16 protein-coding genes and 1 pseudogene are annotated in these 14,327 nt (G+C 61.7%); 7 read left to right on the forward strand and 10 right to left on the reverse strand.

Features of this window, described 5'->3' with window-relative positions; genetic code table 11:
* From Q427_RS03880 to Q427_RS03890, 4 genes are all read right to left on the reverse strand, one after another.
* On the reverse strand, positions 1–325 hold a 325-nt coding region (locus Q427_RS03880), incomplete at its 3' end, for a pyridoxal-phosphate dependent enzyme (RefSeq protein WP_043511190.1).
* Between the two features lie 140 nt (positions 326–465).
* Positions 466–1,083, reverse strand: a complete 618-nt coding sequence (locus Q427_RS03885) for an exopolysaccharide biosynthesis protein (RefSeq protein ID WP_081785800.1) — start codon at positions 1,081–1,083, stop codon at positions 466–468.
* A gap of 109 nt (positions 1,084–1,192) precedes the next feature.
* A complete protein-coding gene (locus tag Q427_RS33255) occupies positions 1,193–1,411 on the reverse strand; it encodes a hypothetical protein (RefSeq protein WP_231613387.1) in 219 nt (72 codons plus the stop codon).
* 65 nt (positions 1,412–1,476) lie between these two features.
* Positions 1,477–2,097, reverse strand: a complete 621-nt coding sequence (locus Q427_RS03890; RefSeq protein WP_231613389.1) for a cation diffusion facilitator family transporter — start codon at positions 2,095–2,097, stop codon at positions 1,477–1,479.
* A gap of 316 nt (positions 2,098–2,413) precedes the next feature.
* On the opposite strand from Q427_RS03890, the gene Q427_RS03895 reads away from it, so the two are divergent.
* Positions 2,414–4,090 (forward strand): methyl-accepting chemotaxis protein, encoded by a 1,677-nt coding sequence (locus Q427_RS03895; RefSeq protein WP_043511193.1) that lies wholly within the window; start codon positions 2,414–2,416, stop codon positions 4,088–4,090.
* Between the two features lie 47 nt (positions 4,091–4,137).
* Here Q427_RS03895 and Q427_RS03900 read toward each other — a convergent pair whose 3' ends face one another.
* Positions 4,138–4,602, reverse strand: a complete 465-nt coding sequence (locus Q427_RS03900; protein WP_043511194.1) for an Lrp/AsnC family transcriptional regulator — start codon at positions 4,600–4,602, stop codon at positions 4,138–4,140.
* 130 nt (positions 4,603–4,732) lie between these two features.
* Here Q427_RS03900 and Q427_RS03905 point away from each other — a divergent pair, with 130 nt between their 5' ends.
* Complete coding sequence (locus Q427_RS03905; RefSeq protein WP_043511196.1) at positions 4,733–5,941, forward strand: methionine gamma-lyase; 1,209 nt, start codon at positions 4,733–4,735, stop codon at positions 5,939–5,941.
* Between the two features lie 27 nt (positions 5,942–5,968).
* On the opposite strand, the gene Q427_RS03910 is transcribed toward Q427_RS03905, so the two are convergent.
* Complete coding sequence (locus tag Q427_RS03910; protein ID WP_043511198.1) at positions 5,969–6,175, reverse strand: DUF1289 domain-containing protein; 207 nt, start codon at positions 6,173–6,175, stop codon at positions 5,969–5,971.
* Positions 6,175–6,540: a hypothetical protein gene (locus Q427_RS03915; RefSeq protein ID WP_043511200.1), complete on the reverse strand. Its 366-nt coding sequence runs from the start codon at positions 6,538–6,540 to the stop codon at positions 6,175–6,177. The genes Q427_RS03910 and Q427_RS03915 overlap by 1 nt, the downstream gene beginning before the upstream one ends.
* A gap of 129 nt (positions 6,541–6,669) precedes the next feature.
* Here Q427_RS03915 and Q427_RS03920 point away from each other — a divergent pair, with 129 nt between their 5' ends.
* A complete protein-coding gene (locus Q427_RS03920) occupies positions 6,670–8,019 on the forward strand; it encodes a cytochrome P450 (protein ID WP_043511203.1) in 1,350 nt (449 codons plus the stop codon).
* A 34-nt stretch (positions 8,020–8,053) separates the two neighbouring features.
* Here Q427_RS03920 and Q427_RS03925 read toward each other — a convergent pair whose 3' ends face one another.
* Complete coding sequence (locus Q427_RS03925) at positions 8,054–8,467, reverse strand: helix-turn-helix domain-containing protein (RefSeq protein ID WP_043511205.1); 414 nt, start codon at positions 8,465–8,467, stop codon at positions 8,054–8,056.
* A 128-nt stretch (positions 8,468–8,595) separates the two neighbouring features.
* Between Q427_RS03925 and Q427_RS33260 the strand changes: the two are divergent.
* Positions 8,596–9,029 (forward strand): annotated as a pseudogene (locus Q427_RS33260) (DUF2938 domain-containing protein).
* Positions 9,030–9,070: 41 nt separating this feature from the next.
* On the opposite strand, the gene Q427_RS03935 reads toward Q427_RS33260, so the two are convergent.
* On the reverse strand, positions 9,071–10,534 hold the full coding sequence (locus Q427_RS03935; protein WP_155833449.1) for a sensor domain-containing diguanylate cyclase: 1,464 nt from the start codon (positions 10,532–10,534) through the stop codon (positions 9,071–9,073).
* A gap of 268 nt (positions 10,535–10,802) precedes the next feature.
* Here Q427_RS03935 and Q427_RS03940 point away from each other — a divergent pair, with 268 nt between their 5' ends.
* Positions 10,803–11,636, forward strand: a complete 834-nt coding sequence (locus tag Q427_RS03940) for an AraC family transcriptional regulator (protein WP_043511207.1) — start codon at positions 10,803–10,805, stop codon at positions 11,634–11,636.
* Positions 11,637–11,639: 3 nt separating this feature from the next.
* Here Q427_RS03940 and Q427_RS03945 read toward each other — a convergent pair whose 3' ends face one another.
* A complete protein-coding gene (locus Q427_RS03945; protein WP_043511210.1) occupies positions 11,640–12,230 on the reverse strand; it encodes a LysE family translocator in 591 nt (196 codons plus the stop codon).
* Positions 12,231–12,437: 207 nt separating this feature from the next.
* On the opposite strand from Q427_RS03945, the gene Q427_RS03950 reads away from it, so the two are divergent.
* Together Q427_RS03950 and Q427_RS03955 are read left to right on the forward strand one after the other, a co-directional pair.
* A complete protein-coding gene (locus tag Q427_RS03950) occupies positions 12,438–13,250 on the forward strand; it encodes a class I SAM-dependent methyltransferase (protein ID WP_043511211.1) in 813 nt (270 codons plus the stop codon).
* Between the two features lie 212 nt (positions 13,251–13,462).
* Positions 13,463–14,327: hypothetical protein (locus tag Q427_RS03955; protein ID WP_043511214.1), on the forward strand; the 865-nt coding region annotated here is incomplete at its 3' end.

A 14,327-nucleotide genomic window follows, 5' to 3' on the forward strand; every position in this document is an offset into this window, starting at 1 on the left:
CCGAGACCTTGAAGTGGCTGGCGTTTTCGGGCATCACGATGGTGACCGGAGCGGCCACCTTGCGGGCCGCCCAGGCCAGCCCAAGGGCATGGTTGCCGGCCGAGACGGCGCCCAGGCCACCGGCCAGCTCCGCCCGGGAGGCCGTTCGTACCCAGTAGAGCCCGCCCCGCGCCTTGAAGGAGCCGGTGCGCTGGAAGAGTTCACCCTTGAGCCAGACGCGTCGACCGAAGCGGTCGGACAGCTGGTGGTCGAGCAGCAGGGGGGTGGGGGAGAGCATTGGCGCGATGGAGGCCCTTGCCTGCTGCACTTGCTGCAAGTGAATCATGCCGCTCTCCTCCCGTTTTGCCAGATAAGCTCTTATAGATACGCCAGTTGTCGGACTGAGCCTAGATAATCAAGGTGGGCCAGATAACGCCGTTATGCCAGGTCAGCTGATTACGCCAAGGTGGAAGTTACGCTAGGAAGTTACGCTAGATAGTGAACGATTCCAGCCAGAGTGGTTCCGGAGATCAGGAAGGCTATGAGGGCCAATAGGCCATCGCGGGCCATCAGGGATAGTCCGAACAGCGTGAGTGCCACCCCTGCTATGTTCACGGAGAAGGGCACGAACTCCATGGGCGGCATGGCCAGGGCAAGCACCACACAGACCACCGCTATCAGTTGCATGGCCCGCTTGCCTACCATGAAGGAGAGTCGACGATACAGCATGCGGTCAACCATGCTTGCCGGTTTGTACATCCACTTCAGTCCCTTGCGGACCTTGTCGCTGGCGACCGTCCGGTTGCGTAGCCAGGCGGGTAGCCAGAAGGTGCGACGCCCCAAGAGCAGCTGTACGCAGACCAGCACTGTGAAAAGCCCCATCAGTGAAGGCACTCCCGGAATGCCACTGATGATGGGCATCAGCGTCACCAAGCCTGCCAACAGTAGCAGGGGGCCGAAGGAGCGTCGCCCCGCGGCCTCCAGTACCTCGTCGAAGCTGATCTGCCCAGAGGGAGACTCGATTGCCTCGATTACAGCGATCAATTCTGCCAGATTGTGAGGTTCCCGCATCTCTTCCGCGTTGTCTTCCCGATCCCTCTCCATTCCGACTCCTTGTAGAACCTGTCCCTCGTTCAGCGTAGCCATTGCGCATTGATGGACCGAATCTCGATGCCAGCGGCAGGCGGTGTACGCGGTCAGTTTTCGATGACGCCTAGGCCCAGCGGGGGTCGGCGGTAAACGCTACGGTGAACCAGCGCCGCTCCGGTGGAATGCTCAGCCCGGCGGCGATTTGTTCGCGGATGTCATCGAGCAAGGCAATGCCGCGATCGCTGGCAAAATCTGGAGCGGTGACGATGTGGATCTCGATGTAGTGACCGCGACCGGCCTTTGCCACGTGGCTGAAATACTGCCGCAGGCCCTCGCGCTGCATGACCGGCTCCATGGCGGCATGGACTTCCCGGTCGATATGGCTGGGGGCGATCAGGAAAATTTCCTTCAGGCGCGCCGCACGATGCCGATGGGAACCGGCATGAAGCAGAAGGTCAGAACCATCAGCAACAGCGAATCCACATAGGGAGTCAAGTAGGCATAGGCCGTCCGCTCAAGCCCCAGCGCTATGGTAAAGGCCACCAGCAGCGAAGTGGTGATCAACGCTGCCATCAGCCAACCCTGCATGTCGATGCGCACGAACTCCGAATCGGCACGGTGGTTGATGCGGCGCTGATAGGCGTACATCACGAAGCAGGCCGTGGCTACCACCACGGCATAGACGATGGCGATGTCGAAGGCCAGTTCACGCCCTCCCTCCAGCAGAGCCTGCACCGCGTTGAGAAAGGCGTAGAAGCACAGCAGCATCAGGATGCTGCCGTTGAGCGCGGCAACCAGCGGCTCCAGGTGCCAGTAGCCGTGCTGGAAGCGCTGGCTGGCCTCACGCATGGCCAGTCGGGCGACCAGCAGGGCCAGTGCCGACATCGCGGCATCGATGGTCGAGAAGACCCCATCGAAGAGGATCGACTGGGATCCGGCCAGCAGGCCGAAGGTCACCCCCATGGCGGAAACCAGCAGGGTCATGAAGATGGAAATCTTGAGCGCGCGTTGCTCGAGGGAGGCTTGCATGATGTTTTCTCGAAGCGGAAAACTTCCCATTGTAACTCAGCGCCGCAATAGGGTCAGGGTGTTCAAAGGCTCCTGGCGAGGAGCTGTCGAAATCGTGCCGCCTGATTTGAAGACAGGATGACACTGCGCTGTACCCACAGCGAAAGGAGAGTTGTCCATGCCCAGCGCTATCCGCCTTCATCCTGTATTGCAGGCACCGCCGGTGGCACAGGATGACGCCTCGCAAGCCCTCATACCCTCAATGAATTGCCATCCGTGCCGATAGGACAGGAACAGGCGTCCAGGAAGGGCGCTTCCATGGCATGGGGGCGGTTCAATGAAACATCTATCCATCAAGTGGAGCCTGACGGCGGCACTGGCGGCACTCGTCCTGATGATCGGCCTGATCAGCGGGTTGGGTTTCTACTCCAACACCACGAGCGAGGCGGCGTTGCATGACCTGGCGGAGAACAACGTCAAGCTTGCCAACCTCGCCAACCGAGCCCAGGTAAACGTGTTGAGGGCCCAAACCTTCCTGGATCGCTATGCCGCTCATAGTGCCCAGGGAAACCCCGAGCTTGGTCGCGAGAATCAGGAGATGGCTGTGGCAGCCGTGGAGGCAGCGCAGGAGCGTTTCGCCGAATTCCGCCAGATTGACATCCAGCCGACCGATACTTGGGCACCTTTCATTACAGCCATTTCGAAAGCGTATGAGGCATATGTCGACGAAGGCCTGGTACCGTTGCTAGACGCTGCGCCGTTCCTGGTGCAGCGCAGGCAGGACGACTTGGCTGAGCTGGGGGCAGAGCTCGACGCTGCCATGGAAAGCTTCATTATCTATAGCGAACAGCGCGGCGAGGCTGCGATCGGCGGTGTCGAGAGGTTGGGTCAGAGAGTGATGCAGATCGCCATTGGCCTGCTGTTAGCGGCGCTTGGGGCCGCAATCCTCATCCGCTTCATGATGATACGTGTGGTTGTGACACCGTTGAGGGAGGCGGTATCGCACTTCGAACGTATTGCTGACGGCGATCTGACCGCACGTATCGAGGATCGAGGCCGTAATGAGATCGGCCAGCTTTATAGTGCCCTGGGGCGTATGCAGGAGAAGCTCAAGACGCTGGTGCTCTCTTTGCGCACCAGCAGCGACAGCGTGTTCATTGGTGCCGGCGAAATCGCCTCGGGTAGCCAGGACCTTTCATCGCGCACCGAAGAGCAAGCCTCAGCGCTGCAGCAAACAGCCTCCAGCATGGAAGAGATGGCCGCCACCGTCAGCAAGAACACCGAGACCTCCCTCGAGGCCGACCAACTGTCCGCCAGCGCTTCGAAGACGGCCGAGGCCGGAGGGCAAGAGGTGGAGCGCACCGTGAAACTGATGCGCGAAATCGCCGAGAGTGCGCGTCGCATCGACGATATCATCGGGGTCATCGACTCCATCGCCTTCCAGACCAATATTCTGGCTCTCAACGCCTCAGTGGAAGCAGCCCGGGCAGGCGAGCAGGGCCGCGGCTTCGCCGTGGTGGCAAGTGAAGTTCGCTCGCTGGCCAGCCGCAGTGCGGAGTCGGCCAAGGAGATTCGTGCCCTGATCGAGGAAACCACGACACGAATTGGCAGCGGTGCCGAGCAGGCCGAGCGCAGTGGCCAGACGATCAACGAGACCGTCGACTCGATACGCCAGGTCACCACCTTGATGGGTGAAATTTCCACTGCCACGCAGGAACAGAACAGCGGCATCGAGCAGATCAATAGCGCGTTGACCGAGATGGACTCGGTGACCCAGCAGAACGCCTCCCTGGTGCAGCAGACCAGTGCCGCTGCCGCCTCGCTGGAAGAGCAAGCCAAGCGCCTGACAGGCTTGATCGCCATCTTCCGTATCGACGAACAGGGGACAGAAGCAGTACATCCGGTGCCCTATGCTTCAGCCCAGGAGGGTGAACCGGTGAAGTTGCTCAAGCCGAAATCAGTCGGCAGTCGCAAGCGGGACGTTGCAGTCACTGATGAATGGAGCGAGTTCTAAGCGTCCCACAAGGCGACACATGGTGAACCCGCCTATGGCAGCGAAGATCAGCGGTGGGAGAGCGGCGGTAGTGCCGGGGAGCGCTTGACCACGCCGAAAGCGAAGCTGGTATCGATGGAGCCGATGCCGGGAATGGTGTGCAGAGTCTGGCGGACAAAGCGCTCGTAATCTTCCAGGCTAGCCGCTACCACGCGTAGCAGGTAATCCCGTTGGCCGGTCATCATGAAGCAGTCGATGATCTCATCGATCTCCTTCACCCGCCGCTCGAACTCCAGCACGGTGACCGTGTCGTGGCGCTCCAGAGCGATGCGCGCAAAGACGGTCAGCGGGTAGCCGTAGGCCTTCTGATCCACCACGGCCGTATAGCCTCGAATCAACCCCTCCTCCTCCAGTCGCCGCACCCGCCTGAGGCAAGGCGAGGGTGAGAGGTTCACCCGCTGGGCAAGTTCCTGGTTGCTCAGGCGGCCATTCAGTTGCAGCTCATGCAGGATTTTTCGGTCGATGCGGTCCATGGCGAGCGCTCATTGGCAGAATATTGCGTACTTGACTCTAAAGGGGGCACGAAAGGAACGCAAATGCCCTGACAATGCGCCTAGGATTGAGGGATAGGGCATAACAACGCATCAGGGCAGGAGTCGAATCATGTCGCAGCGCAGGCTAACGCAGGGCCAGGGGTTCGCCACGCGAGCCATTCACGAAGGCTATGAGCCACTGGACGAGCAAGGTGCGCTGACCCCGCCGGTGCATCTGACCTCCACCTTTGCCTTCGACAGCGTCGAACAGGGGGCAGCCCGCTTTGCCGGCGAAGCGCCAGGGCATTTCTACTCTCGTGTCTCCAATCCCACCGTGGAGATTCTGGAAAAGCGCATGGCCAGCCTCGAAGGGGCCGAGGCGGGCCTTGCCACTGCCTCAGGCATGGGCGCCATCACCGCGCTGATGTGGAGCCTGCTGCGCCCGGGCGATGAACTGATTACCGACAGCACCCTCTATGGCTGCACCCACGCCTTCTTCTACCACGGCCTGGCCGAGTTCGGCATCCGGGTCAGACCGGTGGATCTCTCCGACCCGGCGAAGCTGGAAACCGTGATCAGCGACAAGACCCGAGTCGTCTATTTCGAAACCCCTGCCAACCCCACCATGCGCCTGGTGGATATCGAAGCCATCTGCGAAATCGCTCATCGGCACGGTGCCCAGGTGGCCGTGGACAACACCTACGCCACTCCGGTCATCACCCGGCCCATCGAACGGGGCGCGGACTTCGTCGTCCACTCCGCCACCAAGTTCCTGGGCGGACACGGCGATCTCGTTGCCGGTATCCTGGTAGGTAGCGAAGCGGATATGTTCAAGATTCGTCTGACCGGCTTGAAGGATTTTACCGGTGCGGTCATGTCGCCCTTCACCGCTTTCCTGGTCATGCGTGGGCTCAAGACCCTCGAGATACGCATGGCGCATCAATCCGCCTCTGCCCTGGTAGTGGCGCGTTGGTTGGAGCAGCACCCGAGGATCAAGCGTGTCCACTACCCGGGACTGGAGAGTTTTTCCCAGCACGGATTGGCCAGGCGGCAAATGAGCGACTTTGGCGGTGTCATGGCCTTCGAACTGGCTGGCGGGCTAGAAGCCGGCCGGCAGTTCATGAATCGCCTCACGTTGATCTGCCGCGCCGTCTCCCTGGGCGATGCGGAAACACTCATCCAGCATCCGGCAAGCATGACCCACTCCGTCCTCACACCGGAAGAGCGCGCCGAGCATGGCATTTCCGACGACCTGGTTCGCCTTTCGGTCGGACTGGAAACCGTCGGGGACATCATTGACGACCTGTCCCAGGCCCTCGATAGCTTGAACGAGGATTGAAGGGGCAGCCTGATCCTGCCGAAACGGCTACGTTTGCTCGGTTGGCGCCATCGCCTTGCTGGTTGGCGCCATCTTCTTCAGCCGTTGATCGGCACGCTTTACCGTGGCCATCTTCTCCGGACGCTTCATCGCCTTCCAGTGGCGTATCTCCTCCAGCGACCTGCCACAGCCAACGCATAGTTCGCCCTGGAGCCGGCAAACCGAGACACAGGGGCTCTCAATTTCCTTGGCCATTAGTGCCTCACCGGCGTTTCACGTAGCCGCCGCTGCCAGTCGCCGCCGTGGGCACTCTGACAGGCCTCTTCACTATCGAAGTTGACGTGGCGTGAGACGTCGCCGGTGTCGATACCTGCCTCAGCCAGGGCCTCGGCGGTGAAGTCGTGCATGCGATGCTGGGCATCGCCCTTGAGCGCCCTGGCCAGGTTGGCGTGGGTATCGAAGACCCAGGTCACTTCCAGGCTCTCGGGAAAGTGTCGGTAGTCGACGCGATGGGTCAACCAGCAGAACCCGGGCAGGGTTGGCTTGGCCATTTCACAAGCCTGCGTCAACGAGGCGATCAATTGCCGCTCCACCTTGCCGCGTTCCCGCTTGGCGATCATGTCGTCTCCAGTGTGCTGGTATCTTTCTGAAACAAGGAATTACCCAAGGGACCTCTTTCAATCCCGCAGCCTAGCCTAGACTTGCCAGCCAAGGGGGGCAAGACAAGCGGCAAATCGAAGGAGAGTGATATGTCTAGGGATTCGGATAAAGAGTTATTACCTACGGCCACTGTGAGCGAGACCCTGGCCGTGATGGGCGATGTGTTCGTGCCCAATATCGCCAAGGGGGTAATCATCCGGCGGCCCAAGGTGGTTGGCATGGCGGAGAAGCTGGGCCTCGACAAGCGCGCCATACAGCGCCTGCAGAAACTCAACGAGAAGTACGGCGCCGGCCCGCTGATGCTGAAGACGCCTGAGAGCAAGCAGATGGCGCTGGTGTTCGACCCCGAGCATGCCAACCGCGTGCTGAACGAAACCCCTGATCCGTTCGCCACTGCCGAGTGGGCCAAGCGCAAGGCGCTGGAGCACTTCGAGCCTGAAATGGCTCTGGTGTCCCACGGCCCCGAGCGCGCCGAACGGCGTCGCTTCAACGAGGAGGTGCTGCAGAGCGAGTGCCCGGTGCACGGGCTTGGAGCACGCTTCGCTCAGGTCGTCGAACAGGAAGCCAATGAGCTGCTCGCGCTTGTCGAAGAGCACGATGGCAAGCTTGATTGGGAGATGTTCGAGGAAACCTGGAACCGGGTGGTACGCCGAGTCGTGCTTGGCGATACCGCCCGCGATGACCAGGCTCTGACCGAGATGCTGGAAAAGCTGCGTTCCGCCGGCAACTGGGCCTTCTTTCATCCAGGTCACGACCGAGTACAAGACGACTTTCACGAGCGCTTGTGTACCTACCTGGAGCGTGGGGAGGAGGGCAGCCTTGCGGCGGAAATCGCGCAAGTGCCGACTACCGACACCACCCAGCCTGAGCACCAGGTTCCGCAGTATCTGTTTGCCTTTGACCCGGCAGGCATGGCCACTTTCCGCGCCCTGGCGCTGCTGGCCGCACATCCCGATCATGCCGAGCGCGCCCAGGTCGAGATAGCGGAGAACCTGCAGCAGCCGGCGCCCAAGCTCGACTATCTGCGTGGCTGCGTGCTCGAGTCGCTACGCCTGTGGCCCACTACACCCATGGTGCTGCGCCAGACCACAGAAGAAACCGAGTGGGAGAACGGCACCATGCCGGCCGAGACCTCGGTACTGCTGCTTGCGCCTTACTTCCATCGTGATGATCGGGTGCTGGACAACGCCAACCTGTTCGATCCCGACCTCTGGCTGCAGCCGGAAGAGGCGAGAAATTGGCCGATGATGCCGTTCAGCGGCGGTCCCGGTATCTGTCCCGGGCGGCGCGTGGTGCTGACCGTGACCAGCCACATGCTGGCCAGGCTACTGCAGGGGAGAGAGTGTCAGCTGAACCCGCCTGATCGCCTGCTCAGCAGCAAGCCCATGCCGCCGCTGCTCAACAACTACGACCTTGCGTTCAAGATCAGGGCATATTAAAGGCTAGCTGGGCTCGCGGCCTATCCATTGCCGCTCACTGCCCATGCTGCTTCCGGGGTGGCCGGGCGGCATGGCGCAGTAGACGTTGGAAGGTAGGACACTCCATATGGCTGAGGGCAGGGCAGGCGGCTGCATGGCGCAGGCCGTCACGCATGGCCGTCAATCGGCGGATGCTTCGGTCCAGTTCATCCGCCTTTTCCATGAGCTGGGCACGGTCGATATCGGGGCCGCCCCTGGCACCGAGCATGCCGCCGATCTCATCCAGTGAGAACCCTGCGTTTTGCCCGAGCGCAATCAGCGATAGCCGCTCGAGAATGTTTTCCGCAAACAAGCGTCGCAAACCGTGACGGCCGATCGAGCGAATGAGTCCTTTCTCTTCGTAGTAACGCAGGGTAGAGGCGGGCAAGCCGGAACGCCGCGCCACCTCGGCAATATCCAGGGTTTTCACACTTGACCTCAAGTTCACTTGAATTCGTACATTGGAATCGATGTGGACAAAGGGGCAAGTCAAGCATGCACGAAGTTATCGAAATACTCCTGCATTCCGTGGCAATCGGCATTGGGGCCACGCTCGTGATGGATCTCTGGGGCGAAACTCAGAAACGTGTCTTCCAGGCACCACCGCTCGACTACGCACTGGTGGCAAGGTGGATTGGCTACTTCCCCCGGGGCAAGTTCCGGCACGACGCCATCATGGCCGCGCCGCCCGTGGCCGGTGAGCGTACCTGGGGTTGCTAGTGCACTACGCCATCGGTATCGCTTTCGCCGCGCTGCTGGTTTCGCTCTGGGGGCTGGAGTGGGTGCGCAATCCAACGCTGGCGCCCGCGCTGATTGTCGGTGTCGGTAGCGTGGTGATTCCCTGCTTCATCATGCAGCCTGCCTTAGGGATCGGTATTGCCGGCTCGCGTACACCGAAGCCGACGATCACCCGATTGAAGAGCCTCGCGGCGCATCTTGCCTTTGCCATTGGTCTCTTTCTCGCCGCTAAAGCCTGGACGCTTCTGGTCTGACATGGCGACCGCTGCTGCCGATTCGTCATTAGCAACAGGGTTCAGCCAAGGGCTTTCTTTCTGCGCCGCCGGGTCTTGTCGTCATACATGCGGTTGTCCGCCAGGGTAAGCACCTCCTGAGGGGGCGCTTCGGTGGAGCTGGCACTGCCCATGCTCAAGCGGAGCTCCAGCTCAACCTGCTTATCCTGTGCGGTGTCGACAACGCAGCGCTGACCTTCCAGATTGGAGCGGATCAATTCGGCGATGCGATTCGGTGCCGACAGATCCGCAGAAGGAAACAGGATGACGAATTCGTCCCCGCCGTAGCGTGCCAATATGTCATCTTCCCGACACTGCATCTCCAGGCGTTCTGCCACCGTGGTAATGAGCTGGTCGCCTGCCACGTGGCCGTGGCGGTCGTTCACTTCCTTTAGCCCGTCGACATCCATCATCAACACGGCAAAGTCCAGCCCCGGCGGCTGGGCCTTGCCCTGGATGCTCAACTGAAGTGCCGATTCGAAGAAGCCTCGATTATAGAGCCCGGTCAGTCCGTCTCGCTCCGCCGTTTTCTTCAGTGCCAGGTGAAGCAGCTTGTTTTCCGTGGCTGCCGCCAACTGATCGGCGAACAGGGTCAACGTGCGTTCCAGCCCACCGTCCAGCCTGGGCGCACGTACCACCAGCCAGCCGAAATAAAGGCTCAAGCGCCCCGCCATGGAAGTGGCATAAAGCTGTTCGATCTCGGATTTTTCACTCAGCCTGATAGTGCCTTCCTGATGCTCATGCGCTGCAGTCAACAAGCTGCTCAGGCGGTGCTCATCCTCGGGGCCAAAGCTAAGACCGGCGACAGCGGCATAGCGCGTCACCTCGGGACGCTGCCGCTCCTGGAGGAACACAGCAAAGCCGTACTCAGGGAAATCGGCGTGCAGGTGCTGCAAGGAGTCATTGAGCAGTGTATTGATATTCGATGCGCGATTGGCAACGCTGCCGAGATCGAGCAGGGCGTGAAAGACCCTGTTCTGGAACTTGATCTCGACAATACTGCGGCCGATCTTGCGGTTCTGACCGTACATTACGCGGGCGATCGCCAGAAAATAGACCACTGCACCGGCAACCTGATAGATATCCAGCCCGGTGCTGACGTACGGCCGGAAATTGAAACCCGTCAACAAGCCCCAGCCCAGAGCGCCGCTGGAGAACAGGGCCGCTGAGGCGGCCATCCGTCGCAAGCCGCCGACGACCATGTTGTTCATGAAGCAGGCAAGGCCAATGAACAGCGTGGCCCAAACGTAATAATCCAGTACGCCGCACCAGATGCCAAACACCAGGCTATCGAAATAAAGATTCCTGAACTCGGCGCGTTTCGAGTCGTGCGCCAATACGGCATGGCCGTAGGCCACCGCCGGCCAAAGCAGCAGCAGAAGGCCCGGTAGAATCAGCGACCAGCCGCTGCTTTCCACCAGGGCAATCCATACCGTTAGCCCGAAGGTATGGCAAAAGGCGAAGGCGCGCGGGGGCACCGTTGCCATGCGAGACGGTGGGGTCGCCGGAAGAGGAGTTGCGCTTGAGAGAAATAGGGCTTGAATGTCAGCAAGATGTCGGTCTGTGTTGACTGCCATGGAAGAGAGAAAACTGGCGCTATGGGTTGGACCGTTTCAAAGCGATGATACCGCTAGCCTAGCACTAGTGCAGTTAACAAACAGCATCAGCGCAGTACCGATATCGCAAAGAGATCAACGGTGGCAGCGCCGCCGGGGGAACGCTATCTTGGTGTTCGGTTCACCTTGGAAACTCGCCATGTCTCTTGCCACCCAGCCCCTGTTCTGGCGCGATGCCCGCATGCCCCATGTGGAGCTGCGCAAGGTCGATGACGGCCGCAAGGTCTGCTACGCACCGCACAGCCATGTCCACTGGTCGCTGGGCGCCATTACTGCGGGGGAGAGCACCTTTCGCTACCGCGATGACCAACACCACGTACAAGCCGGTACCTTGGTGATGATGAACCCCGACTGGGTGCATGCCTGCAGCGCCACCGACGATCGGCCCTGGGGCTACCTGATGCTCTACGTGGACACCGCCTGGCTGACCGAACTGCGCCATCAGGCGGGGCTGCTGACGCAAGTGCGCTGGCAGGACATCGCCACCGCTGTGATTCGGGAGCGCCGCTGGTATGACGGCTACTGCCGGATGACGGCTTGCCTGCTGGATCCGACCCGTGACCTGCTCGACAAGCAGACCCAGGTGGTGGAGTACCTTTCCGCCCTGATGCACGCACTGGCTGGCCAGCCGGCCCAGCCCCTGGTCAGGACCCTGGCGAACCTGCAGGAACTGGCCGCGTACCTGGACGCGCATGCGGCGGAAGAGATTTCGCTAGACGAACTTTGCGCGCGCAGCGGCTTCAGTCCCGGCCATTTGATTCGTGCCTTCAAACAGCACTTCGGTTTCACGCCCCATGCCTACCTGATCAACCGCCGCATCCAACTGGGCCAGCGTGAACTGAAGCGCGGCATACCGATTGCCGAAGCGGCCTTGAACGCCGGCTTTTCCGACCAGCCGCATTTCCAGCGTACCTTCAAGCGACTGGTGGCTGCTACGCCCAATCAGTACCGTCAGCCTTCATTCGAGCAGTAGAATTCACTCGATCAGAAGAAACAGACAGCTACCGGCGAGCAGCACCGCCAAGGTGCGATTGACCGTCAGCAACACCGCTGGCCGGTACACATAGCGGCGCAGAAAGGCTCCGGCATAGACCCAACTGCCCAGCGATAGCCAGCAGATGGGCAGGTAGAGTGCGGCGAACAGGATCACCTGATGCAGATCGCCGCTGGTATAGGCACCGATGCCCGACGCCGCTGCCAACCACGCCTTGGGGTTGAGCCACTGCAACAGCGCCCCCGCCATGAAGCCCGGCGCCCTTTGGGCCCCGCCCTCCGGCAGGCGACCATCGTCGCGAAACAGCCGCCAGCTCAGGTAGAGCAGAAACGCCACCCCGGCCCAGCGCAGCGCCTCCTTGAGCCCCGGTACCACCGCCAATATCGAATAGAGCCCCAGCCCCACGGCAACGAACAGTACGACAAAGCCCAGCGTGGCCCCGGTAACGAACACCAGCCCCTGAGAGAGGGGGTAGCGCGTACCGCTGCTCAGGCATACCAGGTTCACCGGCCCCGGTGAAATCGATGCCGCAAGGGCAAACGCCGACATCGGCAGAATCATGGCAAGGCTCATCGTCATCCTCCTGGCGGGCAATGGCTGGAGGATGCAGTGCCGGGATGGGGCGGTATTGAACAAAATTGATATGGCGCCGGTTTCCGCTACGGCGCCATCACCTGTCCGTGCCATGGTGACGAGCCGCCAAGTTGGCCTGCTTAGGCGAAGCCGAAAAGGGGGGCTCGGGTCGATACTGGTGCTGTCCCCATCGTCAAGGAGGTCACCATGCAACAACTGTCAGACGTCAAGTCAGCAGCTCGCACCGTGTGGGCGCGGGGTGATTACGACGCGATGATGCGCGCAGAGAACCTTTACGAGGTCGGCGAGCAGCTCGTGCGCCGACTCGGTGTCAGCGCAGATCAGAGGGTCCTCGACGTAGCCTGCGGGAGCGGAAACGCCGCCATTCCGGCCGCACAGACGGGTGCCCGGGTCACTGGTGTGGATCTCACCCCGGAGATGCTCGAGATTGCGCGCGCCCGCGCGCAGGACGCCGGGGTCATGGTCGAATGGGTCGAAGGCGATGCCGAGGATCTGCCATTGCCCGACGCCGAAGCCGATGTGGTGCTGTCGACCTTCGGCTGCATGTTCGCTCCCCGCCACGAGGTCGTTGCCGACGAGCTCGCCAGGGTGCTCGCGCCTGGCGGTCGACTCGGGCTATGCGCCTGGACGCCCGACGGGGTGTTTGGCGATTTCTTCCGCATCGTCGCAGGTTACCTGCCACCCGACCCGGAGTTCGTCGACCCACCCCTGGCCTGGGGTGACGAGGCACGGGTTCGCGAGCTCTTCGAGGGCACTGGCCTCACACCGGGCTTCGAACGCGCCACCTGGGAAATCACCCACGCCTCGGTCGATGCAGCCGTCGCTTGCTACACCGACAATCTGGGGCCCGTCAACCTCGCCCGCGAGTTGGCCATGTCCGAGGGCCGAGGGCATGACCTGGAAGCCGAGCTTGCGGGCCTGTTCGCGCGATACCTGTCCTCGGATGGCCGGGTCGTGCTACCGGCCGAGTACCTCGTCATTACCGGCCAGCGCGGGTGAGAGGAGACGGGTGAGAAGAACAGTGCCGTGGCAACGCCGCAGGCCGCCATGGCAGGCGATCAAAGGAAGGATGACCCACCGCTACGATGATCGCCTTGCCATGCGCCTGCTACACTGAGTACGCCGTTTTCCACGAACCTGGCCATCCCGCTGCCGGGAGCGGAACGGCTTTAGACAGCCTCTGAAGAGTGCTCAGGCCACAGGATATCTCCATGACCGAGTCGGCGTTGACCAAGGAGGCGGTTGCCGAAGGGTTTCGCGCACTTGCTCAGGGCGGGTGGGTGAAGGCGCGGTCGTGCTTCGACTCGGCACTGGCGCAGAGCAATGATCCCGCTGCACTCGAAGGACTGAGTTGGGTCTACTGGTGGCAGGAAGACCTGACGGCCTGCCTCGCAACGCGGGAACATGCCTACCGCGAATATCTCGCCGCAGATGATCTCCTCGGGGCCGCCCGGATGGCAATGTGGATCGGCGACGACCACCTATGGTACGAGGGCGCGTTCGCCGTCGCGGAGGGGTGGTTCGCCCGGGCCCGGCGCCTCCTCGACGGACTGGACGAATCCCCGGAGCATGGCTGGCAGGCGGTGTTCGACGCCTACCTGGCGCTGGGCAGCCGGCACCCCGCCGCTGCGCGACGTCTGGTAGGCGACGCCCAGCGGATTGGCTGGGCACATGGGGTAGTCGGGTTGCAGATGTTCGGTGTTGCCATGGAGGGGGTGGCGCTGCTGGAGCAGGGAGAAATCGCTGCGGGATTGCGGTGTCTTGACGAGGCGACGACGGCGGCTCTGGCCGGAGAGTACGAGGAGCTCGTGCCCGCCGTCTGGTCGTGTTGTCTGCTACTCTCCGCCTGCGAGGAACTGCGTGATGACGAGCGTGGCTGGCAGTGGAGCCAACAGATCACCGCGTTCAGCAACCGCCTCGGCGTACCTTTCGTGGTCGGAAATTGCCGCTCACACTACGGTCGTATCCTCACACGCCGGGGCCTGTGGCGCGACGCAGAGCGGGAGCTCGTCACCGCGGTTGAACGGCTCCCCCACGGCCCGCAGGCATGGTATGCCGACGCACTTGCCCGGCTTG

Source organism: Halomonas sp. BC04, assembly GCF_000568385.1.

Coding starts and splice junctions, on each gene's coding strand:
- Q427_RS03910 (WP_043511198.1), bottom strand. CDS start 6,175: ATGGCCAAGGAAATTGAGAGCCCCTGTGTCTCGGTTTGCCGGCTCCAG.
- Q427_RS03885 (WP_081785800.1), bottom strand. CDS start 1,083: ATGGAGAGGGATCGGGAAGACAACGCGGAAGAGATGCGGGAACCTCAC.
- Q427_RS03945 (WP_043511210.1), bottom strand. CDS start 12,230: ATGAGCCTTGCCATGATTCTGCCGATGTCGGCGTTTGCCCTTGCGGCA.
- Q427_RS03900 (WP_043511194.1), bottom strand. CDS start 4,602: ATGGACCGCATCGACCGAAAAATCCTGCATGAGCTGCAACTGAATGGC.
- Q427_RS03890 (WP_231613389.1), bottom strand. CDS start 2,097: ATGCAAGCCTCCCTCGAGCAACGCGCGCTCAAGATTTCCATCTTCATG.
- Q427_RS33255 (WP_231613387.1), bottom strand. CDS start 1,411: ATGCAGCGCGAGGGCCTGCGGCAGTATTTCAGCCACGTGGCAAAGGCC.
- Q427_RS03905 (WP_043511196.1), top strand. CDS start 4,733: ATGTCGCAGCGCAGGCTAACGCAGGGCCAGGGGTTCGCCACGCGAGCC.
- Q427_RS03935 (WP_155833449.1), bottom strand. CDS start 10,534: ATGGCAACGGTGCCCCCGCGCGCCTTCGCCTTTTGCCATACCTTCGGG.
- Q427_RS03920 (WP_043511203.1), top strand. CDS start 6,670: ATGTCTAGGGATTCGGATAAAGAGTTATTACCTACGGCCACTGTGAGC.
- Q427_RS03940 (WP_043511207.1), top strand. CDS start 10,803: ATGTCTCTTGCCACCCAGCCCCTGTTCTGGCGCGATGCCCGCATGCCC.
- Q427_RS03915 (WP_043511200.1), bottom strand. CDS start 6,540: ATGATCGCCAAGCGGGAACGCGGCAAGGTGGAGCGGCAATTGATCGCC.
- Q427_RS03950 (WP_043511211.1), top strand. CDS start 12,438: ATGCAACAACTGTCAGACGTCAAGTCAGCAGCTCGCACCGTGTGGGCG.
- Q427_RS03895 (WP_043511193.1), top strand. CDS start 2,414: ATGAAACATCTATCCATCAAGTGGAGCCTGACGGCGGCACTGGCGGCA.